The sequence below is a fragment of the Shouchella tritolerans genome (genome assembly GCF_025770735.1).
Lineage (GTDB): Bacteria > Bacillota > Bacilli > Bacillales > Bacillaceae_D > Shouchella > Shouchella tritolerans.
In genome coordinates this window covers 1-21227 of the sequence record NZ_JAODPB010000013.1, presented here as the reverse complement: position 1 = coordinate 21227, position 21227 = coordinate 1, and the positions used below count along the sequence as shown (strand labels likewise).

Here is a 21227-nt window from a genome sequence, read left to right as displayed (position 1 = left end):
ACGTTAGTATAGCGTCGATTTTTCTATTTGTAAACCCTTTCATTAATTTTTTTTGAAGACAGGAATTTTTTTCTAGGCTGGCAAGTCCTCTTTTCCAACAAGTTGAGTAGGGCAGGTGCCCATGGTAAACTTTTGTAAGAGGGGGTTTTACCAGTGAAGCAAATCCTGCTCGTTGAAGACGATCCAGAAATTAGCGATTTAGTAAAAGAGCATTTAGAGAATGAAGGATACCGGGTACTGACAGCAGCCGATGGAGAAGAGGCGGCCCGATTGTTTGCAAATGGCGGCATGGATTTAGTATTGCTCGATTTAATGTTGCCGAAAATGAACGGAATCACGCTTTTAAAGCAAATCCGTGTACATAGTTCTGTGCCGATATTGATCCTTTCCGCGAAAGGAAGCGATTTAGATAAAGCGCTTGGGCTAGGGTTTGGGGCAGACGATTACATCGCCAAACCGTTTTCGCTCATCGAATTGACAGCCCGAGTACAGGCAGCGATCAGGCGCGCTACCGACTATACAGGAGCGGATGCTAAGGAAGAACGAGTCCTTCAGCGTGGAGACATCCGCTTGGATGTAGACGCGTTTATGGCCTATAAAAACGGGCAAGCGGTGAAGCTGACGGCAAAAGAGTTTCAGTTGCTGCATATATTTATGGAAAATCCAAAGCGTGTGTTTACAAAGGAACAGCTTTATCAACAAATTTGGAATGAACCGTATCTTGGTGAAGAGAACGTCATCAATGTTCATATTAGGCGTTTGCGGGAAAAAATCGAAACCAATCCGTCCAAACCTGAGATCATCGAAACCGTTTGGGGAATCGGTTATAAACTAGGAGAACAACAATGAGTGTGGCGACGATTGCCGTAGGGATCGCGCTTGTGTTTATGATAGGGTGGCATTTCTATCGGCAAAGAAAATGGAAAGAAAGTTTGCTCGCTATCGAAGAAAAGCTTAAAGCGATCGTTGACCAGGAAACGAGCAGCAAATTGCTTGTGGCGACAGATGAAAAGGAACTCCAACTTGTACTTGCGCAAATTAACCGATTGCTCGCTTTTAATCAACAACAAGTGGCTCATTACCATAAAGCCAAACTGGAACAACGTAAAATGTTGGCCAATATTTCACATGATTTAAAAACACCATTGACGGTGATTATTGCTTACATTGAAAAGCTGGAACTAAACCGGGAAATGCCTGAACAAGAACGAATGGGAATCATTGCGCGCCTTCATGAGAAAACAGAACAGGTGATTTCGCAAATGAATAAGTTCTTTGCTTTAGCAAAGCTAGAAGCAGGCGATGAACTGTTGCCATTAAGGCGAATGGAGTTAAATGAAGTCTGCCGCCAAAGCGTGCTTGACCATTATGAGTGGTTGGCTTCAACAGGAATGGACGTGCAAATCGACATACCCGAGAAGCCGATTTACATTCAAGGCAATGAAGAAGGGCTCGAACGGGTGTTGAGCAATTTGATCGCCAATGCGATTCGTTATGGGTATGAAGGCAATGTCTTTGGCTTGTCGGTAACGGAAGAAGAGGGACAAGCGATCGTTGACGTTTGGGATAAAGGCAAAGGCATTCCCGAAACAGAACAAGAGCGGATATTTGAGCGCATGTATACGTTGGATGATGCTCGAAATCCAGCATTCCACGGCAGCGGCCTTGGACTAAGCATTACGAAGCGCCTCGTCGTCGCCATGAAAGGGACAATAACAGCGATCAGTACCCCTTATCAGAAAACGATCTTTCGCTGCACATTCAAAAAAATCAGGTAAGACTACTCCCTAAAAAAGCCGGTTAAGAAATTTGTAAGAAAGGATAAAGAAAAAAGACAAATCGATGCTCTATACTAATAAACGAATCAAGTGATAAGAAGGAGGAACATAGTGGAGGAGATTGTACGTTTACACGATGTGACAAAATTCATAGCCGGGCACGAGGTGGTCTCAAATGTAACGATGAGTGTGCGGAAAGGGGAGATTTATGGGCTGCTCGGTCCTAATGGTTCAGGGAAAACCGTGATTATGAAAATGCTGACCAATCTAGTAAAACCGAGTTACGGGACGATTGACATGTTTGGGGAGCCAATAAAGGCTTCGTCTTATCAGTATTTAAGCCGTGTTGGCAGCATGATCGAATACCCCACTTTTTATAAAAAGAAAACAGCACAACAAAACTTGCAATTGGTGTCTGAGTACATGGGCTATTACGATCCAAACGCCATAAACGAAGTGCTGGAATGGGTCGAATTGGAGCAAGTCCAACACAAACCTGTCCATACGTTTTCTCTCGGGATGAAACAACGGCTTGGCATTGCCCGGGCGATGTTAGTCAAACCGGAACTATTGATTTTGGATGAGCCGATGAATGGGCTGGACCCCTCAGGCATTAAAACAGTGAGAGAGATGTTTCAAATGATGAGCCAAGAATATGGAACGACATTGATTGTTTCTAGCCATTTGCTTAGCGAAGTCGAGCTATTTGCTGACCGCATCGGCGTTATCAAAAACGGAAAATGGCTTCAGGAAATCTCTATGAAAGCGCTCAAAGAGGAAAATACAGAATATATCGAAATTTTAACTGCTAATCAAAAGCAAGCATGCTTTGTGTTGGAAGACGTGCTGCAGTTAAGCAATTTCAAAGCACTCCACAACAACACGATTCGCGTCTATGAGGCCGGTCATAGGCAAAACGAAATCACACAGGCGATGCTCGACCATCATGTCGAAATTGAAGCGATTAGCAAAAAATACAAATCGTTAGAAGAATATTTCCATCAAGTGCTTGACCAAGAAAAAGCACAGGAAGAAGAGTGAAAGCCATGTATCATTTACTAAAACTAGAATTAAAGAAAGCAAGCTTGGGTTGGTATTGGAAAGGAGCGATTGTCGCCAATTTTCTAATTGTGCTCACCGTTTATGCACTTATGTTTATGGGCAAGTTCGAGGTCGAAGACATTCCTTTTCATACGCTGGAAGAAGGTTTTTTTATTAGTGGCTTGTTTGTCCGCGCCGTGTTTATTGTGTTTGCGGCTGTACTCCTTGCAAAGCTGGTGATTGAGGAATATAAAAACAAGACGATCAATATTTTATTTGCATTGCCTGTGCCACGGAAAAAACTGCTTTCGGCAAAACTGGCGATTGTGTTTTTGCTTACGTTCGTGACGATTTTAGGCTCTGACCTTGTTGTCAGCGCTGCATTGTGGCTCGGAAATTCAGTCCTGCAAGTCGTTGACCAAACGGTCACTTTCGCGATGCTGATTGAAAAGGCGGGCAGTTCGGGCATGTATGCAGTGGCTGCCGCAGGCACAAGCTTGATCCCTTTGTATTTTGGCATGCGCCAAAAATCAGTGCCAGCAACGATTGTGTCGTCGATCATCATTGTCGCCCTGATTAGCTCGTACAACCCAGGCTTTTCACTCGCTACCATTATTTACATTCCGTTGTTTTTGGCAGTTGTAGGGCTTTGCATTGCTGCTATGGTCGTTCATTCTGTTGAAAAAACAGATGTGCTGTGATCGGCCTTGGCGAAAAGAGGATATTGGAAACTTACTACCTTAAGCGAGAGGCCCTTGATAGAATCGTTCAGATAATAAGTCACTTAAGATGGGGAGCTGGTTAAAAACTGTCTATGGTTTTCTAGGCAAAGGGGAACATAACTATGGACAACTTTTTGAAAAAGGCAGGAAACCAAGTCATTTAACTACATGACTTGGTTTTTTACTGCCTGTGTTGCTGTTTGTTTTTTGAATAAACAACATAGTTGATAGCGATCTTTAAAGTTAAATTGAATGGTGATTTGTCTAGTTATCGTGAACGTACATTTTATCGACTAATTCAAGTAACAGTACACGTTCGATCGATTGAATACTCAATCTATCAGACTGTAGACAAACGCTCGCATACGTCGTCGTTTGCCTCGGTCATATGCTCATGAACCCCCGTTCTATTCGCATCTTCCCTCGGCTGCACTCCTCGTCTGACAAGCGTTTTCTATCAGTCTGAATGATGTTGTCGACTTTGTCGACAACATCATAGATTGAATACTCAATCTATTTACTTAATAGTATGACTTGTACGCGCATGTTTTCTTTTGTGAATAGTAGTACAGACGAATGCTAGACATTTTTGAAATATTGTTACTTTCTAATCAAACATTTAAGCTATAACAAGGTACGGAAAGCTCTAAATAAAAGATTTATATGACTGATGTCATATAAAATGAATGTTAAAATCGATATAAAGGGATTTACAATCTGACTGTAATCAGATAAGATGATTCCGTGATGTACAGAAAAACAAAAGGAGCTTAGAACAATGACTCGTTCAAATATAAAAATATGGTCACCATCATTTATTTTTATTTTAGTTTCAAATGGTTTGCTTTTTATGGTTTTCGAGATGCTGCTTCCTACGCTGCCTCTCTTTATTACAGAAATGGGAGGAGCAGCTAGTCAAGTTGGAGTAGTAACAGGAATATTTATGTTATCCGCCATTCTAATTCGTCCATTTGCAGGCATTCTGGCAAGTAAGATCGACAAAAAATTTCTCTTAATCTTTGGCATTTTAATAAATGCATTGGCAACTGGAGCCTATTATCTGTCTACTGATATTACTACTTTATTGATTATTCGGCTTTTTCATGGAGCTGGTTTTGGGTTGGCTACAACCTATTTTGCTACCTTAGCAGCTGAAATTATTCCTAAACAGCGACGTGGAGAAGGGATTGGATACTTTGGTTTAGGGGAAACCGTCGCTATTTCTGTCGGTCCAATGATAGGTATCATGGCCATAGAACTGTATGATTTTCAACGTTTGTTTTTAGGTGGTATGTCAGTATTGCTATTAGCTCTTATGATGGGGATATTTGTTAAGAGAGCGCCAGATGGAAAGGCGTTAGACAAGAAAGCTAATGTGAAAACGAAAATTCTAGAAAAGAAAGTTTTATTTCCCGCCCTTCTCATTTTGTTAGTTGGATTTGCGGCAGGAGGGATCATGTCATTCTTCTCTTTATACGCCTTGGAAAAAGATTTTTCTCATGTTGGATTATTTTTCCTTGTTATAGCGGCGGCAAGCTTTGCAGTACGTTTGATTTCTGGTAGGCTGTTTGATTTACATGGTCCATCTGTTGTATTAATTCCAGGTGCTATCTTTGCTATCATTGGATTGGGTCTATTATATAGTGCAAATGCGAATAGTACTTTTTTTATTGCGGCCATATTTTATGGTTTTGGTTTTGGTTCGTTGCTTCCTGCCATTCAAACTTGGTGTATCAATCTTGTAGATAAAAATGAACATGAGGACGCAATGGCTTCTTTCTTTAACTTTTTCGATGTTGGTATTGGCGGAGGTTCATTAATTCTCGGATTAATAGCAGAGGCAGCATCTTATCAAGCTGTTTATATTGTGGCCACATTGATTTACGTTGTATTTTTAATTGTGTATGTGGTTTACTTGGTTGTAAAACAGCGTTTAAAGGGGTTGAATATAAGGAATGTCGAAACAAAAAATCAAACAGGTAGCAATTAATCAGTTTTATAGGAATGGGTATGAAGGTGTTAAAATGTCCCAAATCGCTGAGGAAGCGGGGATTAGAAAGCAATCCTTGTCCTATCACTATCCTTCAAAAAAAGAATTATTTATGGAACTTTACAAGGAAGTGATTGACGCAGAAATTGTTTTTACACAATCTTTTTTTGATAGGTTTTCGAGCCTTCCTCCTAAAGAAGTATTGTATTCCTTTCTGAAAGAGGTCAGTCTAAGGGCATACGATAAACCTAACACAGGGTTTTTGCAGGCATTATCATTTGCGGAACCACTAGAAATACAATCTTATGTATCGGCGCATTATATACCTTATCTCAATACCCTAAAAACAGAAATAAAAAAAGTTTTTGATAAAGAAACATTTAATTACACTTCAGACGAGTGTACGGTTGCCTTCATTGTCCTATTTGATGGGCTAATTGTAGATTTACTGTATAATACAAAACAGTCTTTTGACTACTCTTTAGACATTTCTTATAAAATTTTTTGGAATAACATTCAAGGCTAAACACAAAAATAAAAAAGCTAAAAAAAGTAGCCGCTTTCTCTGGATGAAAAGAGAGAAGCGGGCTTTTTTCGTTATCGAACACCGCAACCAACACAAAACTTGTTCATGTTTCCGCCCGATACGTTTTTCCCAGTTGGTCGCCTAAGCCAAAATAATGGCGGAAATTATAGATGAGCGGGCTCCATTTGCTTGGGTCAATATGGTTGTCGCCAATAATAATTTCTCCATGAGCATGTACGTGTACTGCTTGTGTTTCGACAATCGCAAAATCGGGCGAATGCTCTGGAATGCGAATGTGTTTCACTGTTGCTTCAATTTGAAGCGGGCACTCTAAAATCCGTGTCGGTTTTACTCTTTCAGACGGAGCAGGCGTTAAGCCACTACTGCCATACTTGTCTTTTTTATACGTAAATCGAAGCTGTTTCTTGCCTTCTGGAACGGGCTGTTTTCCTGTTAGCGAAGCCAATCGTTCGACATTTTCCCATAAGGAAGGGCTTGGTATATTTAAAACACATTCAGGATGGCGTTCTATATTTTCAATCGCTTTTCCCCCAAGTCCAAGGCCTACTACAAGATAGTCTCCTAATGCCCATGAAGACGAGATCGGACTAATATTGACGGTTTCGTCCTCATTCAATGTCGTTAATAAAACGACAGGCGTGCCGTAGTATAAAATGCTTGGTTTAATCGTTTTTGTATGAATGCGTTGAGCTGCTTGTTCCATTCATTTGTTCCTCCTCTGTTGTCCTTCCTAGTCAATTGTAGAATATAAATACTTCCACTATAATCGAAATATCGATTACATGAGGGAGTGTTCAAATGAATGCCAATCCAAACGTCGCTATCGTTGCCTCGCTTGTAAGCGAACCTTCTCGTGCGGCAATATTAACCGCCTTATTAGACGGTCGGTTCCATCCCGCAAGTGAGTTGGCCTATATGGCAGGCATCAAGCCACAAACAGCGAGCTTCCATTTAGCAAAAATGGTCGATGCCCATGTCATTGCCGTCGAAAAACAGGGGAGACACCGTTACTATGGGATTCAAGATCCAGAAATCGCTAAAATAATGGAGTCCCTTTTATCGATTGCGCCGCCACAAAAAATCAAGTCATTCAATCAAGCCTCTCAAGACAAGGCAATCCGCTCGGCAAGAACGTGCTATGACCACCTCGCAGGCCATTTAGGGGTGAAAGTAACCGATTCTTTGCTCAACATGAATGTCATTCGTGAAGACAAGGACGGCTTTGTCGTTACTGAATCAGGAGAGGAATTCTTTCAAGCTTTTCAAATCAACCTGGAAAATGTCAGGAAAAAACGCCGTTCCTTTTCACACAAATGTTTAGACTGGAGTGAAAGGCGCCACCATCTTGCCGGAGCATTGGGGAATGCATTGCTAGAAAGGTTCATCGAGTTAAATTGGGTGCAACGTTTGCCGAAAACACGAGCGATTCAAATTACAGACGAAGGAAAACAAGGCTTAAAAGAAACGTTTTCACTCGAAATTTAAAGGCAGGGCGGCAGCGCCTGTTCTTTTTGGATACGGGCATAGAGCCAGCGCCGTTTTCAACTGCCAAATCGAACAAAAAAACCAAGTCAGTGAACCACATGACTTGGCTTTTCTTCCACAAGCTACAAACAGCTGTTTTATGTGGCAATGACTAGAGGGCACTATTCACTAGACTCGATTTTTCGATACAATTTGAGCGTATCGGCGATTTGGGCGCGATCTGGATGGCTAATATCTTTTAAGGGAGCGCCCATGACGATACTGATATATTCGGTGTCTTCGACCAAACCAAGTGTGGCCCAGCATTGTCCTGCTTCGTAGGTGGTTCCTGATTTTCCACCTAGAATGTCAAACCTATCTTGCTCTTCTTTATGGAGGAATGTCAGAACAGTGGATTGTAGTAAAAGGCCATCAGGATGTTCTGCTGTTGGCGTTGTTTGAAATGTCTTTGCTGTAAAAATAGTCTTGAAATCGTTGTTGTTTAAGGCATAGTCTAAAAGCTTAGCCATATCAGAAGCGGTCGTATATTGCTTTTCATTGTGAAGACCTTCTGGATTTGTGAAGTGTGTGCCATTCAATCCAAGTTCGTCAGCCTTGTCATTCATCATCTGCACAAAATTTTCCACATTTCCCCCCACATGAACCGCTAACGAGTTCGCTGCTTCTCCACCTGATGTTAACATCGTTCCATATAAAAGGTCACGGTATGTTACTTCTTCCCTGCCAAAAAAACCGGCCATGGAAGCGTTATTAGCAACCATTTCGTGGTACGTAGTTACATCGACAGGGGCAACGGCAGATAAATCCTCAATCTGTTCAAGGGCGACAATGGTTGTCATGATCTTTGTAAGCGATGCAGGATATACTTTAGTTTCGGCATTTTCTTCATAAACGACACGACCTGTTTCTCGATCCATCACATAAATGTATGGACTGACGTATTCGTCCGTACGAAAGAAAGGAAAGGACTCTTTGACACCGATGCTTCCTTTATCTACGACTTTAAATAATGCGACGAGTATGATCATCATAATCACGGAAATCTTTACGAACGTTGAAGCCTTTCTCATACAACCTCTACCTTTCACCTAAGCCATTTTTCGTATCTTCGCTTAAAGCATAGGTGAAAGTATTTAAAAAAGAGGTAGGGTAAACATTAAATTTTTCTTAAACCGAACGCTCCTCTTTCGGCAAACGTACTTCAAAAGTAGTCTGTATGACGTTGCTTTCAGCTGTAATCGATCCATGATGCTGTTCGACGATATTCTTGGCAATAAACAAACCAAGACCTGTCCGATTTTCTCTATCGGTTCGTGCTTTATCGCCAATATAGAACATATCAAAGAGATGAGGAAGCTCCTCTGCAGGAATGCTGCTGCCGTAATTGACTACTTGCACAACGACCTCGCCGCTATCATCCATAAAACCATTTACATCGATATACTGCCCATCGTATCCATAACGGATCGCATTCGTCAGCAAATTTTCAAATACACGTGCTAGCAAATCACCATCCCCGCTCATGAGTAAATCGGGGTCACAATTTATCCGGGCAGTCAGGTGGTTCTTTTCAAGTAAAGGATACAGTTCTTCTTTTAATTGATGAAGGAGGCCAGTTAAATCGATTGTCTTTTTTTCAACTGTAAGCATGCCATAATTCATTTTCGTCATCTCAAATAATTCATCAATCAGTCTTTCCAAACGTGTAGATTTCGTAAAGGCAATCGTTAAATAATGTTTAACTTGTTCTTTCGTTAAGTGTTCATCTTTTAGGAGCAAATCCAAGTAACCGAGAACAGAGGTAAGGGGCGTCCGCAAATCATGAGCTAAATTTACAACTAATTGATCTTTGCTACTTTCGGAAAAGTCTCCCCGTTGAATTGCCTCTTGCAATGTTTTACTGGCCAAATTTATGTCTTTTGCAATATCTTTAAATTCATCATTTGACTGGATATTGACGGTGTGGCTAAAGTCGCCGCGGGCGAGGTGGCGAATGCCGTTTGAAATTTCATTGAAATAGATCGAATAGGGTTTTGTCAGGAGAAAGAAAAAAAGGAAAGAAAGGAAAATAAACAAAACAAAAAAGACGTTAAAGTCCCCGAATCCACCTATCCAGTTACGAATGTGCGTAACCGGATCCCCGTATTCAACCCCGGTGTGATAATGGAACTGCAATCCTTTAAAGAGTACGTATGTGATCACAGCTGATAAAAACATGCTTAATCCAAATAAGGCCACCATTTTCGCACGAAAACTACGCATCATTTTAGCCATTGAATGCATACCCAACTCCCCAAACAGTCTTAATCCATTTATCTTTCCGTTTATCTTCTTCAAGCTTTTTCCGCAGTGTCCGTATATGAACCATAACGGTGTTGGCCCCTTCAAAATAGGCTTCTCCCCACACCTGCTTGAAAATATTTTCAACACTAAACACTTTCTTTGGGTGACTTGCTAATAAATATAAAATATCAAACTCTTTCGGAGTAAGCTCAATGTTTTCTCCGTATAGTGTTACGGTGCGTTGCTCAAGAGAAATAACTAACCCGCGATATTCTAACCGTGTTTTAGGGTCGACCACTGTATAAGGCTGATTTAACTTCATGAAACGGCGGAGTTGGGCATTCACGCGGGCAACCAATTCAATCGGCGTGAAAGGTTTCGTTATATAATCATCTGCCCCGATAACCAGTCCATGTACTTTGTCAAAATCGGACGTTTTCGCACTCAAAAAAATGATCGGCATATTATGCGTTTCACGAATACGCCGGGTTACCTCATACCCATCCATTTTCGGCATCATGATATCCAATATGAGTAAATCGATAGGTTGTGTTTCGACAATGTGAATCGCTTCTTGTCCATCTCCTGCTTTTACTACACAGTATCCTTCTTTTTCTAAGTGAATAGCAAGCAGGTCAGCAATTTCCTCCTCATCATCAGCAATTAAGATCGATATCGTTTTCATTTTTTTACTCCTGTATAAAATTTTTTCCATTTGTGAAACCACATTCTTCATTCGGATTCATTATAACAAACAGAGCTGCAAATGACATGTACAGTCGTTTGCCTCGATTCCCCATACTTTTAAAAAGCTAATATTACGTAAATCCGCCATTCAAAAAAGTAGGTATGGAAGATGATTTGACATAGAATTTTTGACTTTTAATAAAAATAAATTGACTAATTGTAAAAAAATCATTACCATTTTGATATCCAATCATCTTGTAGAAAAAGAGGGGGATTTGATGGAGAAGCTATATGGCAATACGCCGTGTTTTCTAAATGCAAAAAATATCGCCAAATCGAAGTCCACTGAAGGGATCGATGCTGTGGTTTACGGAATTCCTTGGGAAGGGGCGGTCACATGGGGCGATTATACAGGCTGTGAACTTGGCCCGAAAGTAATGAGGCTTTGCTCGGCTCGTTATAGCGGCTATCTGCCTGAATTGGACCATATTGATGTATTTGAGCATATTCGCCTCGGTGACGCTGGCGATGTGGATGTCGTTCCAGCTGACGTCGATGAAACGATGAGACGGATTGAGCGGTTTGCAGCTGAGTTTTGGAAAAAAGGCACGTTTCTCATTGGCTTAGGAGGGGACCATGGAGTCACCTATCCGATTGTTAAAGCGCTTGCTAATGAGGGAAAAAAAGTAGGCATTATCCACTTGGATGCTCATTATGATAACCTTCCCCACCACGAAGGCGATCCGTTTGCCCGGTGCAGCCCATTTAAACGCTTGTATGAATTAGAAGGGGTACGCAATGAAAGCATCGTTCATGCTGGCATTCATGGCCCGCGCAACAAACCAGAAAGCGGCAGAAATGCAAAAGAAGCTGGAGCCGTCACCATCACCATTAATGACATACGTGAACAGCGTGACTTAAAAGGATACGCGGCCCATATGTACCAGCTAGCGAGTCAAGATGTCGATGAGGTGTATTTAAGCATTTGTAGCGACGTGCTCGACTACGCGTTCAATCCTGGCGGCCCTGTAGACGGAAATGGCCTCAGTTCTTATGAGTTGTTGACATTTGTCCATGAAATTTGCAAACAAGGAGTCGTTGGAATGGATTTTGTCGAAGTGTACCCCCAACAAGATCCAAGTCAATTTTCCGCCCACTTGGCTTCCACAGTCGTCCTATATGCACTTGCAGGACACATATGGAACGAGAAAAACATGGTATCATCCTAAATAGTGGGATGAGAAGCCCACGTTAAAAAGAAAAGGTGGGTGGAAAGTGGATAATAAAATCATTCTAAGGAAATTTATTCCTATTGCCGATATGATTGTCGCAACGTTTGGGAAAAATTGTGAAGCGGTTATCCATGATTTAACGAACGTTCAAGCTTCTTTGTTTTACATTAAGGGCACGGTGACAGGAAGAAAACATGGCGCACCGACGACTGAAGTGGTGTTAAGAGAACTAAGAAAGTACGGCGATGAGGTGCCAGATAAACTTGGCTTTACGAGCCGAACAAAGGATTGCAGAACGTTAAGGTCGTCGATTTCGTTTATCCGCAATGAAACGGGCAAAGTCATTGGCTTTTTTGGGATTAATTATGACATCACTGCCTTTTCTAACGTTTGTGAGGTGCTTAGTGAGTTTTCAGCGGCCCATTATTTCGGGCAGCCAAGCCCTGTGACCGATGAATCATACGCGGAAAACATTGAAGAAATTTTTGAGACGCTTATTAAAAATACATTGATGGAGATTGGCATGCCGATTGAAGAAATGGGCAAACGAGAAAAGATGTATTTTGTCCAGCAGCTTGATGAAAAGGGTTCTTTTCTCATCCAAGGTTCTGTGGAGCGGATTGCGGACATTTTAGGCGTCTCTAAGCAAACGATTTATAACTATTTAGAACAATCGAGGGCGGAAGGGTAAACGCCAGAAAAGAGGGAATGGATGGAAAAACAACAAGAACCGCCTAGGGAAAACAAAGCAATGTTTAAAGACAAATTGAAAGCAATAGGTCCAGGAGCCATTGTCACAGCTTCCTTTATTGGTCCTGGCACGGTTACAACCGCAACAAGGGCAGGAGCTTCCTTTGGCTTCGCCCTTCTCTGGGCGATTATTTTTTCGATTATTGCCACAATCGTGTTGCAAGAAATGTGCGCCCGCCTTGGTATTATTACCCAGAAAGGGCTTGGCGCTGCGATCCGTGAACATTTTACACATCCGTTGCTGAAATATGCTTCGATGTTCCTTGTCTTAGTCGCGATATTGGTTGGATCCTCAGCCTATATGGCTGGCGATTTGCTTGGTACGTCTATGGGTATCTCGACGCTCACAGGTCTATCGCCAAACGTGCTAGCGCCCCTTTTTGGAATCGTCATTCTAGCGTTAGGCTTGAGCGGAAGTTATAAGCTTGTCGAAAAACTGATGATTGCCCTTGTTGTCATTATGAGCATCACCTTTATTACGACGATGGTTGTCGCCAAACCTCCTTTAGGCGAATTGTTTCAAGGAGCATTCCTACCAACAGTTCCTGACCAATCAATTATTATGATTATTGCTTTAATTGGGACAACTGTTGTGCCATATAATCTATTCCTTCATTCGGAAAACGTGATTGAGCGGTGGAACAAGCCTACCCATTTAGCAGACTCCCGCTGGGATATTGTCATTTCGATTAGCGTAGGCGGCTTGATTACTGCGGCTATTCTCATTACGTCTGCTACAATGGTGCAGGGCATGGAAGTGAAAAATGTTTCAGATTTGTCTGTCCAATTGGAGCCACTTTTAGGAAGTTGGGCGCTCGTTTTTACGAGCATTGGTTTATTTGCTGCTGGTTTTACTTCAGCGCTTGCCTCTCCACTTGGTGCGGCGATTACCGCTAGCAGCATTTTAAAATGGTCAGGAGGAATGCGTGACAAACGGTTTAAAATCGTCTTTTCTGCGGTCATCTTATTCGGTGTTGTGTCATCGAGCCTCGGGTTCGAGCCACTTGACGTGCTTCTGTTTGCACAAGCATTAAATGGGATATTGCTTCCTTTTGTTTCCATTATGTTGCTGATCATTATGAACAACAAAAACCGTCTCGGTAACTATGTGAATTCTTTGAAAATGAATGTTGTTGGCGGAATTGTCGTTGCCCTCTGTACGGGGCTGGGCCTCTATAGCTTCGTCGATGCCGTTCGCGCTTTTTTCGGCTGAAACGAGTCCATTGCTTCATTGAGGTAAGGACGGACGATGCGGTCATGCTCTTGCGCATGAATGCTGGCACCGGTAATGACAACAGCGGTAGGCCCTTTAGGGCGAATACTGCCATTTAACAGTGCGGCTGCTCCTATTGCAGCTGCACCTTCTACGAGTAAATGGTGATGTTCATATAAATACGCCATCGCCCTGGCAATGTCTTCTTCTGGAACTTGTGCGCGCGTGTCGACATAGCGTTGCACCGCCTTAAACGTCCAACGGTTGTCCAGACCGATTCCGCCAAGGAGGCTATCGGCCACAGTCGGCTGTTCGGCTACTTCTACCGGATGGCCGGCTACCAAACTGGCTTCCATAGCGGCTCCATTGACAATGCTTGCCCCTGCCACTTGAATCGTCGGATCGGTATGTTTCAGCACGAGGCCAATGCCGCTAAGCAACCCTCCTCCTGATAATCCAGCGATCACCGTTTCAAGTTCAGGCAAATCGTCTAGCAGCTCTAAAGCGATGGTGCCTTGGCCAGCGATAATCGTATCGTCGTCAAATGGAGGGACGAGCGTCTGCCCTGTTTGCTGGCAATGGCGGATACAGGCTGTGCCTGCTTCATCTTGGCTGCGCCCTGTTACGGTTATCGTTGCCCCGCTGGCTTGAAGCGCGGCTTGCTTGGCAGGCGGTACCGATTCCGATACAAAAATCGTCGCCTGTGTTTGAGCCTGTTTGGCGGCGTATGCGACCGCAAGGCCATGGTTTCCCGTGGAAAAAGCGGCAACGCCTTTTTGTCTTGACTCTTCTGACATAGACAAGAGAACGTTCATCGCCCCACGGAGCTTAAATGAGCCGCTCGGTTGTAATGTTTCTAATTTCAACCAAACGGGGGTTTGGCAATGGCCCGATAAGGGAGTGCTATAAACGAGCGGCGTTTTTGGCAGATAAGGCAAAAGCCGTTTGCGCGCTTGCCATACCGCTTTTACAGGAATCGTGTCCACAGGAATGCCTCCATTCATGCCTAGCAAATGCTCTTACCTTGCCAATTTGACAACACACAGGTGAATTCCTGTTTCAGTTGGCGAATAAATTTTAAGAAGTAGGCAGGAAAAAAGGATAGCTATGCCAAAAAGGTCTGGGGGAGTGATGTTTATGGAGCACTATCAGGAAGAAGCGATTCGCAACCATGTAACACTATGCGATGATGCGCTCATTGAAATAGAAGAAGCGTTTAAAAAGCTACATTCCCGCGCCGTCTCACAGCCTCCTGTCATCCGTGTCGATATACCGGAACATCGGGGAGAAGCAGATATTAAGACAGCGTATATCCCTGGTTTTTCTACGTTTGCAATTAAAGTTTCTTGTGGTTTTTTTAACAACCCTTCGATCGGGCTGCCAAGCTTAGGGGGACTAATGCTTGCGATGGACGCTAAGACAGGGGTGCCAAAAGCATTGTTAGCCGATAACGGCTATTTAACAGATGTGCGCACGGCGTTAGCAGGCGCGATCGCCGCCGATTGTTTAGCGAAAAAAACGATTTCAACGGTCGCCGTATTTGGCACTGGCATGCAGGCGCGCCTGCAAGTAAAAGCGCTTAAGCTCGTCCGCGATTTTGCGGAAGTCGTTGTTTTCGGACGGTCTGAAGAAAAAGCGCGCCTTTATAAAAAAGAGATCGAGGAAGAATTAAACGTTTCTGTTCACGTAGCGAAAAGTGGAAAAGAGGCTGCTGAACGAGCGGACTTGATTATAACGACAACACCAGCTGAACAATATATCGTGAAAGCCGATTGGCTGTTACCAGGTGTCCACGTAAATGCGATTGGCTCAGATGCAGAGCATAAGCAAGAAATCGAACCAGCTGCGTTTTTTAAAGCAGACAAAGTTGTATGCGACCTTTATTCACAAAGTTCAACGATCGGCGAACTCCATCATGTGCAAGGTTTTTTAGCCGAACATGCGATTGAGTTAGGGGCGATTTTAACTGGAGAAAAAGTAGGTAGGACGTCTGAGCAGGAACGAACCATTTGTGATTTGACGGGAACAGGAGTGCAAGATACAGCCATCGCCAATTATGCGTTGGCCAAAATGAAACGGAGCGAATAAAAGAAGTCGAGCCTGTCGCTGTCTGAATTTGTTTTAATACGAGAGGAAAATTTGTTTGGACTGCGACAGGATAAAAAATTAAGAAAGAATTAAAGATTATTTTTATGAGTGGACAAGTTCTGGGAGACGGATGCCTCTGCGCAACACTTCTTCTTGCAACAGCGCGATAAAATCATCTTCTAGACGATGTTCGACCGCTTTTACGTAAGAATCGACCAATAATGAATCGTCTATGTCGTGTAGCGTCATTTCATTACCTCGCAATACATAAATTTTGGATGTAAAACTTCGAAGTGATGTAAAAAGCAACCTTTATTATAATAATCCAGAAGATCAGACGATTTCAAGCATTATATTGGTGAAAAATATTGTAAAAGTAAACAGTTGATCGCTTACAATAAAAATGCCAAGCACGAGGCTCGGCATGTACTCGCTCTAATGCGTAGAGTTGCCAGGCATTTGCGAGTTGATAGACGCTTGGGCATAGCCGTTTTGCAGCTGTTGCATATCTTGCTGAACAAGCTGTGGAACTTGGTAATAGCCCTTTTTATTTTGGTAAAGCGAAATTTCGTAAGCCATTTCAATGCAGTTGGGCAAAGAATCGGCAAGCACACGGCGGACGACTGGGTTTGTCGCTTCCATTGCCGCGCTTGTTTTGATAGGAGCAACTGATTTTACTGCGTTTAACATCGAAAGGGCAATGGTTTCATCGTTGATTTCAGCCGTTGATTCCATCGGCTTTTTCGGTTGGCCACCTGGCTTCATGCCATACGTAAAATCATTGCCTTGCTTCATCTTGTAGCTTTTTGTCGGCACTGCAGGGTCTTGACCTGTTTGGAAGCATTCTAAAGTGGTGTTGTACTCCTGTTTCATAAATGCTTTTTGCCTATCCAAAATGTCACGAAGTTCAGGGTCTTGAACATGTTGGCTTAACATGGTGTACGTATTCATTGTGTTAATTGATCCTGCTAGAACTTCGTGTACATCAAACATTTCATGGCCACCATGGTTCATTTGTGGCGTCACAGGGCCTGTTTCGATGTTTTGGTGCATGTTTTGTTGCTGTTGAAAATCCATTTTTTGTCCTCCTAATTGAAATGTCCTTACGATTTTTAGTATGAGCTCATTTTTTTGATCTATGCAGTGAAAAATGGGAATTGGTAAGACCTTTTAGCTCAAGGGCTGCTCTGTTCTTTATGGGGTTTTTTTACAAGCCATGCGATAAGCACAATGATTGCAGCGAACGCAATGCTTAAGTAAAAGCCTGGCCGTCCCGTTTTTTCTGCCAAAATCCCGCTGATGGCCAACAACATTAACAAGATACCAATAATGTTTCCACTTATGGAAAAAACCGTTTGCTTCAGCAAGCGCATATTGGACAAGACGATGCAAATCCAATTAAACAAAATGAGAATTCCTGCGGCCGTGGTAATATACTCGAACAGTTTCCCGGGCAATAATAGCGCAGCAACGACTGCACCTATTAATCCAAAAACAGCAAGGCCAAGGGAAGGCAAAGGAAGGTCCTTGTATTTGATTTTTTTTTCAAACCATTTAGGCGCATGCCCGTCGTGGGCTAAGTTTGTTAGTAGTGTCGTCACACCAAATAGCGCCGCTGTCATCGTTGAAAAGCCGGCGACAATAATCGCTGCATTAAACACATGGGGAAAGAATGCAAGATGATAGTCAGACAATGCCGTCACAAATGGGCTTTCTTTGTCTGTAAATTGATCAAACGTGACCATGCTGACGGCTAGTCCTAATGAAACGGTATAAATGATCGCTAAAAGCAACAACAACGCCGTGCCTGATTTAGGGGCATCTTGTTTTTGTTTTAATTGCATCGCCATTAACCCAATGACTTCAATCCCGCCAAATGCATAAAAAGCATAGATAAGCGCTCCCCAAAAACCTTTTATTCCCCGCGGGAACCACTCATTGTACGAGGACGGAACCGATGGGTCCGGCCCTGTCCCATCTAGCCATTGAAAAACAGCGAGAAACCCAAGCACAATAAACAACAGAATGGCAGCCGTTTTCACGACAGCGAGGATGTTTTCAACCGAATCAAATCCTTTTGTGCCAAGCAAAACAACGCCAATGCCGAGAAGCGAATAGATCGAGGCAAACACCCAAAGCGGCACATTGTCAAACCAGAAACGGGATAAAATCGATAAAGCCGTTAATTGGCTGCCGATAATTAAAATGTTCGACATCCAATAGTTCCAGCCACAGGCAAAACCAACACGGCTTCCGAATGCTTGTTCTGCATAATAACAAAACGATCCTTCTTGTGGGTCGTCAGCCGTCAATTTGGCAAGGGCAATAAAGACGACGTATGTGCCTAGAGCAGCAAGTAGAAAGGCTATTACGATCGAAGGACCCGTGAGACCAATTCCAATACTCGAACCTAAAAAATAGCCAGTGCCAATTGTGCAGCCAACGCCTAAAAGTGAAAGTTGCCACCAGTTTAAACTTGTACTTTTTTCTTTTTTCTTACTCAAGGCCAACCTTCCTCCTTTGTCTCCTCATTAGCGTCTGCCTTTGATTTCGTTTCTATACCATGCGAAATTTAAAGTCGTACAACCCGTTGTTCCTGAATATAGTAGAACTGGGACAAGGGGGGATTAAAATTGGTATTTCTAAGTTACATCATGTTGGGCATATCATTGGCAGCTCCGATTGGCCCAGTCAATGCAGCTCAAGTAGAAAAAGGCATTAAAGGCGGCTTTATGAATTCATGGGCTGTTGGCCTTGGGGCAATGGCAGCAGATGCACTGTACATGTTTGCTGTGTTTTTAGGGGTTTCCCGTTTTTTAGAGTATGAGATCGTGACTGTTTTCTTATGGCTGTTTGGTTGTTTTGTCCTTGTTTACACAGGTTTTGAGAGCATTATGAAGGTGAAAAAAGAAGCAGAAACGGGTCTCGGCGTAAGGTCAACCGAGTCACCGAGACAATCATTCCAAATTGGATTTTTGATCTCGATTTCCAATCCGCTGACCATTTTATTTTGGCTCGGCATTTATGGCTCGGTGCTAGCAAAAACGATTTCTGAATATGAAATGGCCACTGTTTGGCTGTACAGTGTTGCGATCTTTATAGGCATAGCCGCATGGGATTTTACGATGGCTGTTCTGTCAAGCACCGCCCGCGCTTTTATGAATGAAAAGGCGCTCATTGCCATTTCCGCTTTTTCTGGCGTTTGCCTAATCGGCTTTGGCGTTTACTTCGGCTACCATGGCATGGCATTGCTTTTCGGATAGCACGAAAAAAGCAGGCATGATACAGGCTCATTCTTAAATAACGTATAGTATGCACAAAAAGGTGGAGACAAATCGATTTAAGTAAATGAGGCTGTATATAACGGCCATCAGTAAAGGAGATGGGACCTTGTTTTACCACGTAAAAGAGCTTCAATATGAAGCGAAACCATCAAAACCAGATCCTGTATACGCGGCAAAGCTCCAAGAAGTGTTGGGCGGCCAGTATGGAGAAATTAGCGTGATGATGCAATACCTTTTTCAAGGTTTTAATTGCCGGGCAGACAAGAAATACCGTGATTTGTTATTCGACGTGGGCACAGAAGAAATTGCCCATGTGGAGATGCTTGCGACGATGATTGCAAGGCTGCTTGACAACGCTCCATTTGAAGTACAACAAAACGCCTATGAAATGGACCCGGCTCTCGCCGCTGTGTTAGGAGGGACCAATCCCCAGCATGCCATTGTCTCAGGGTTAGGCGCGATGGCATCAGACAGTGAGGGCTACCCGTGGAATGCCAAGTATATTATTTCCAGCGGAAACCTTCTCGCTGATTTTCGCGCTAATTTAAATGCAGAGTCTCAAGGAAGGTTGCAAGTGACAAGACTCTATGGAATGACAGATGATCCAGGTGTTCGCGACATGCTGTCATTTCTCATTGCCAGGGACACATACCATCAAAACATGTGGTATGCAGCGATTAAAGAATTAGAAGAATGTGAAGAAGATATTGTCGTTCCGACCACTTTTCCCCGCTCTCTCGAAAAAGGGGAAGTCTCCTATACGCTCTTCAACTTTTCAGAAGGAGAAGCAAGCAGGAAAGGCCGTTGGGCATACGGACCAAGCTTTGACAGTAGAGGGAATTTTCATTATTCGCCTCAACCTTATGCCTGGGGGCAAAAACCTCATTTGCCGCCAGCACCACCTGCTTACCACAATACCGTCCCTGGAAAGTGCGATGGCCAACATCAAGCCTCGAATCAGGCGAACCAAAAGCCCCAGCAAAAGCGAGAAACGGACCTCGAGTAGCACCTCGAGGTTTTTTGTATGCTGCAGGATGATCGAGGAGTGGCACGAGAGTCCCCTATATTAGTTTCGTTTAATTGACGTACGAGTCTGTTTTTTCTAGACGATTTTGAACAGTTGTTTTAAAATAAAATGGAATGAATAGCCATTTTTTTAGACGGAAGGATGAACCCACTAGGGGGGAGGATGGCCTATGGCCGATCAGACAGAAATAGCCAAGCTCCACCTTGAAATTAGCCAGATGCGGGCGCAACTTTTTCAGACAGAAGCGCAATTGGAGCGATTGCGGGCGGCCAAACAAGCGCTTGTTTCCGAACAAGCGACTCTTCATGACCATAAAAAATGGGGAAGCGAACCAGAGCTAGACCATGATGCGTGGCGCGGCCAAGCCGAATCGACGCACGCTGACATTCGCCGCCATATGCAACTGGCTTACACGAACGTACAAGACGAAACGGAACAACTGATGCGCGCGATTGAAATGGAAACGAGGCGGCTCCAAACTACGATTGCCTCTTGCCAAATCGTGATCGACACAAAGCAACAATCGCTTCAAACATTAAAAACGGCGAAATAGGAAAGGAGGAGAGAACCGATGCCTGAAATCAAAATCGACGAAGGCTCCGTGCTCAGCGCTTTAAGCGAAACGGGGGAACAGGCCAGCTATTCCGTGTCGGATCACGAGCCTGCGATCCATACGTCGTCGATGGCCTTTCTCCATTCATTGCTGGAAGTAGAAAGCGGGTATGCCGACCAATTCAATCGCTACTTAGACGTCGTGAAAAACGTACAAGCAGAAACAAAAGAACTCGTTCAAACATACGGAGTCGTGGACAAGATGCTGGCAAGCCGCCGATAATAGAGAAAGGAACAGACGGATGAACACACTTGACGTACAAGAAGTACTCGATGCACTTGACGAAATCGTGGAACGAAAGCTTCACGATCAAGCCCAGCTCGAACGCTTGCAGGCCAGCATCCAGAAGATCATTCACCTCGATTCCCTGCAAGGCGAAGGGGGCGAAGCAATCAAAGACCATTTTGCGACGCTCCATCTCCCTGTATTGGCGGCGTTCCAGCTTTTCATCGGCCAATACATCGAACAATTGAAGCAAATCCGTTCG

Annotated in this window: 24 protein-coding genes; 16 read left to right on the top strand and 8 right to left on the bottom strand. The window is 43.4% G+C overall.

Annotated features, from left to right (window positions below):
• The first annotated feature begins 153 nt into the window (after nt 1-153).
• From N6H06_RS22300 to N6H06_RS22275, 6 genes are all read left to right on the top strand, one after another.
• Nucleotides 154-849 (top strand): response regulator transcription factor, encoded by a 696-nt coding sequence (locus N6H06_RS22300; protein ID WP_318527607.1) that lies wholly within the window; start codon nt 154-156, stop codon nt 847-849.
• Complete coding sequence (locus N6H06_RS22295) at nt 846-1778, top strand: sensor histidine kinase (protein ID WP_263707962.1); 933 nt, start codon at nt 846-848, stop codon at nt 1776-1778. Before N6H06_RS22300 ends, N6H06_RS22295 begins: the two co-directional genes overlap by 4 nt.
• 111 nt (nt 1779-1889) lie before the next feature.
• The gene (locus N6H06_RS22290; protein ID WP_263707961.1) at nt 1890-2819 is read left to right on the top strand and encodes an ABC transporter ATP-binding protein; all 930 of its coding nucleotides are present in this window, start codon (nt 1890-1892) and stop codon (nt 2817-2819) included.
• A gap of 5 nt (nt 2820-2824) precedes the next feature.
• Nucleotides 2825-3520, top strand: a complete 696-nt coding sequence (locus N6H06_RS22285; RefSeq protein ID WP_263707960.1) for an ABC transporter permease — start codon at nt 2825-2827, stop codon at nt 3518-3520.
• Between the two features lie 799 nt (nt 3521-4319).
• A complete protein-coding gene (locus N6H06_RS22280; protein WP_062750117.1) occupies nt 4320-5531 on the top strand; it encodes an MFS transporter in 1212 nt (403 codons plus the stop codon).
• Nucleotides 5497-6057: a TetR/AcrR family transcriptional regulator gene (locus N6H06_RS22275; RefSeq protein WP_094423439.1), complete on the top strand. Its 561-nt coding sequence runs from the start codon at nt 5497-5499 to the stop codon at nt 6055-6057. The genes N6H06_RS22280 and N6H06_RS22275 overlap by 35 nt, the downstream gene beginning before the upstream one ends.
• Before the next feature lie 103 nt (nt 6058-6160).
• Here N6H06_RS22275 and N6H06_RS22270 read toward each other — a convergent pair whose 3' ends face one another.
• Entirely contained in the window at nt 6161-6781 is a 621-nt protein-coding gene (locus tag N6H06_RS22270; RefSeq protein ID WP_263707959.1) for a flavin reductase family protein, read from the bottom strand.
• Nucleotides 6782-6876: 95 nt separating this feature from the next.
• Here N6H06_RS22270 and N6H06_RS22265 point away from each other — a divergent pair, with 95 nt between their 5' ends.
• Complete coding sequence (locus N6H06_RS22265; protein WP_263707958.1) at nt 6877-7563, top strand: ArsR/SmtB family transcription factor; 687 nt, start codon at nt 6877-6879, stop codon at nt 7561-7563.
• 161 nt (nt 7564-7724) lie between these two features.
• Here the strand turns inward: N6H06_RS22265 and N6H06_RS22260 are convergent, their stop codons facing one another.
• The 3 genes from N6H06_RS22260 to vanR all read right to left on the bottom strand — a co-directional run bounded on the left by N6H06_RS22260 (nt 7725) and on the right by vanR (nt 10531).
• Complete coding sequence (locus N6H06_RS22260; RefSeq protein ID WP_263707957.1) at nt 7725-8633, bottom strand: D-alanyl-D-alanine carboxypeptidase family protein; 909 nt, start codon at nt 8631-8633, stop codon at nt 7725-7727.
• A 97-nt stretch (nt 8634-8730) separates the two neighbouring features.
• Nucleotides 8731-9837 carry a sensor histidine kinase gene (locus tag N6H06_RS22255; RefSeq protein ID WP_263707966.1) on the bottom strand — a complete coding sequence of 369 codons (1107 nt, stop codon included), beginning with the start codon at nt 9835-9837 and terminating at the stop codon, nt 8731-8733.
• Nucleotides 9830-10531 carry a vancomycin resistance response regulator transcription factor, VanR-F/VanR-M family gene (vanR, locus tag N6H06_RS22250; protein ID WP_263707956.1) on the bottom strand — a complete coding sequence of 234 codons (702 nt, stop codon included), beginning with the start codon at nt 10529-10531 and terminating at the stop codon, nt 9830-9832. Before vanR ends, N6H06_RS22255 begins: the two co-directional genes overlap by 8 nt.
• A 280-nt stretch (nt 10532-10811) precedes the next feature.
• Between vanR and N6H06_RS22245 the strand changes: the two genes are divergently transcribed.
• From N6H06_RS22245 to N6H06_RS22235, 3 genes are read left to right on the top strand one after another with little or no spacing between them, the layout of a single operon-like run.
• Nucleotides 10812-11762: an agmatinase family protein gene (locus N6H06_RS22245; RefSeq protein ID WP_404830382.1), complete on the top strand. Its 951-nt coding sequence runs from the start codon at nt 10812-10814 to the stop codon at nt 11760-11762.
• A 46-nt stretch (nt 11763-11808) separates the two neighbouring features.
• Complete coding sequence (locus N6H06_RS22240; protein ID WP_263707955.1) at nt 11809-12456, top strand: helix-turn-helix transcriptional regulator; 648 nt, start codon at nt 11809-11811, stop codon at nt 12454-12456.
• A gap of 21 nt (nt 12457-12477) precedes the next feature.
• Nucleotides 12478-13728, top strand: a complete 1251-nt coding sequence (locus N6H06_RS22235; RefSeq protein ID WP_263707954.1) for an Nramp family divalent metal transporter — start codon at nt 12478-12480, stop codon at nt 13726-13728.
• On the opposite strand, the gene eutB is transcribed toward N6H06_RS22235, so the two are convergent.
• On the bottom strand, nt 13689-14714 hold the full coding sequence (gene eutB, locus N6H06_RS22230) for a hydroxyectoine utilization dehydratase EutB (protein ID WP_263707953.1): 1026 nt from the start codon (nt 14712-14714) through the stop codon (nt 13689-13691). The two genes, N6H06_RS22235 and eutB, sit on opposite strands and share 40 nt — an antisense overlap.
• A gap of 151 nt (nt 14715-14865) precedes the next feature.
• Here eutB and N6H06_RS22225 point away from each other — a divergent pair, with 151 nt between their 5' ends.
• Nucleotides 14866-15816, top strand: a complete 951-nt coding sequence (locus N6H06_RS22225; protein WP_263707952.1) for a cyclodeaminase — start codon at nt 14866-14868, stop codon at nt 15814-15816.
• Between the two features lie 102 nt (nt 15817-15918).
• Here N6H06_RS22225 and sda read toward each other — a convergent pair whose 3' ends face one another.
• The 3 genes from sda to N6H06_RS22210 all read right to left on the bottom strand — a co-directional run bounded on the left by sda (nt 15919) and on the right by N6H06_RS22210 (nt 18320).
• The gene (gene sda / locus N6H06_RS22220; RefSeq protein ID WP_082111847.1) at nt 15919-16065 is read right to left on the bottom strand and encodes a sporulation histidine kinase inhibitor Sda; all 147 of its coding nucleotides are present in this window, start codon (nt 16063-16065) and stop codon (nt 15919-15921) included.
• Nucleotides 16066-16251: 186 nt separating this feature from the next.
• A complete protein-coding gene (locus N6H06_RS22215; protein ID WP_062750107.1) occupies nt 16252-16893 on the bottom strand; it encodes a spore coat protein in 642 nt (213 codons plus the stop codon).
• A gap of 98 nt (nt 16894-16991) precedes the next feature.
• Entirely contained in the window at nt 16992-18320 is a 1329-nt protein-coding gene (locus tag N6H06_RS22210; RefSeq protein WP_213029409.1) for an amino acid permease, read from the bottom strand.
• Nucleotides 18321-18470: 150 nt separating this feature from the next.
• Between N6H06_RS22210 and N6H06_RS22205 the strand changes: the two genes are divergently transcribed.
• The 5 genes from N6H06_RS22205 to N6H06_RS22185 form a co-directional block, all read left to right on the top strand.
• A complete protein-coding gene (locus N6H06_RS22205) occupies nt 18471-19079 on the top strand; it encodes a LysE family transporter (RefSeq protein ID WP_213029575.1) in 609 nt (202 codons plus the stop codon).
• A 127-nt stretch (nt 19080-19206) separates the two neighbouring features.
• Nucleotides 19207-20106 carry a manganese catalase family protein gene (locus N6H06_RS22200; RefSeq protein ID WP_082808421.1) on the top strand — a complete coding sequence of 300 codons (900 nt, stop codon included), beginning with the start codon at nt 19207-19209 and terminating at the stop codon, nt 20104-20106.
• A gap of 190 nt (nt 20107-20296) precedes the next feature.
• The gene (locus tag N6H06_RS22195; RefSeq protein ID WP_213029408.1) at nt 20297-20680 is read left to right on the top strand and encodes a DUF5082 domain-containing protein; all 384 of its coding nucleotides are present in this window, start codon (nt 20297-20299) and stop codon (nt 20678-20680) included.
• An 18-nt stretch (nt 20681-20698) separates the two neighbouring features.
• Nucleotides 20699-20962, top strand: coding sequence for a YwqI/YxiC family protein (locus tag N6H06_RS22190; protein ID WP_073304962.1), 264 nt, complete (start codon nt 20699-20701; stop codon nt 20960-20962).
• Nucleotides 20963-20981: 19 nt separating this feature from the next.
• On the top strand, nt 20982-21227 hold a 246-nt coding region (locus tag N6H06_RS22185), incomplete at its 3' end, for an LXG domain-containing protein (RefSeq protein ID WP_263707951.1).

Excerpts from the sequence above, each read along its gene's own strand:
- N6H06_RS22295 (WP_263707962.1), top strand. The coding sequence starts at position 846 with ATGAGTGTGGCGACGATTGCCGTAGGGATCGCGCTTGTGTTTATGATA.
- N6H06_RS22285 (WP_263707960.1), top strand. The coding sequence starts at position 2,825 with ATGTATCATTTACTAAAACTAGAATTAAAGAAAGCAAGCTTGGGTTGG.
- N6H06_RS22280 (WP_062750117.1), top strand. The coding sequence starts at position 4,320 with ATGACTCGTTCAAATATAAAAATATGGTCACCATCATTTATTTTTATT.
- N6H06_RS22275 (WP_094423439.1), top strand. The coding sequence starts at position 5,497 with ATGTCGAAACAAAAAATCAAACAGGTAGCAATTAATCAGTTTTATAGG.
- N6H06_RS22270 (WP_263707959.1), bottom strand. The coding sequence starts at position 6,781 with ATGGAACAAGCAGCTCAACGCATTCATACAAAAACGATTAAACCAAGC.
- N6H06_RS22265 (WP_263707958.1), top strand. The coding sequence starts at position 6,877 with ATGAATGCCAATCCAAACGTCGCTATCGTTGCCTCGCTTGTAAGCGAA.
- N6H06_RS22260 (WP_263707957.1), bottom strand. The coding sequence starts at position 8,633 with ATGAGAAAGGCTTCAACGTTCGTAAAGATTTCCGTGATTATGATGATC.
- N6H06_RS22255 (WP_263707966.1), bottom strand. The coding sequence starts at position 9,837 with ATGGCTAAAATGATGCGTAGTTTTCGTGCGAAAATGGTGGCCTTATTT.
- vanR (WP_263707956.1), bottom strand. The coding sequence starts at position 10,531 with ATGAAAACGATATCGATCTTAATTGCTGATGATGAGGAGGAAATTGCT.
- N6H06_RS22245 (WP_404830382.1), top strand. The coding sequence starts at position 10,812 with ATGGAGAAGCTATATGGCAATACGCCGTGTTTTCTAAATGCAAAAAAT.
- N6H06_RS22235 (WP_263707954.1), top strand. The coding sequence starts at position 12,478 with ATGGAAAAACAACAAGAACCGCCTAGGGAAAACAAAGCAATGTTTAAA.
- N6H06_RS22225 (WP_263707952.1), top strand. The coding sequence starts at position 14,866 with ATGGAGCACTATCAGGAAGAAGCGATTCGCAACCATGTAACACTATGC.
- sda (WP_082111847.1), bottom strand. The coding sequence starts at position 16,065 with ATGACGCTACACGACATAGACGATTCATTATTGGTCGATTCTTACGTA.
- N6H06_RS22215 (WP_062750107.1), bottom strand. The coding sequence starts at position 16,893 with ATGGATTTTCAACAGCAACAAAACATGCACCAAAACATCGAAACAGGC.
- N6H06_RS22205 (WP_213029575.1), top strand. The coding sequence starts at position 18,471 with ATGTTGGGCATATCATTGGCAGCTCCGATTGGCCCAGTCAATGCAGCT.
- N6H06_RS22195 (WP_213029408.1), top strand. The coding sequence starts at position 20,297 with ATGGCCGATCAGACAGAAATAGCCAAGCTCCACCTTGAAATTAGCCAG.
- N6H06_RS22190 (WP_073304962.1), top strand. The coding sequence starts at position 20,699 with ATGCCTGAAATCAAAATCGACGAAGGCTCCGTGCTCAGCGCTTTAAGC.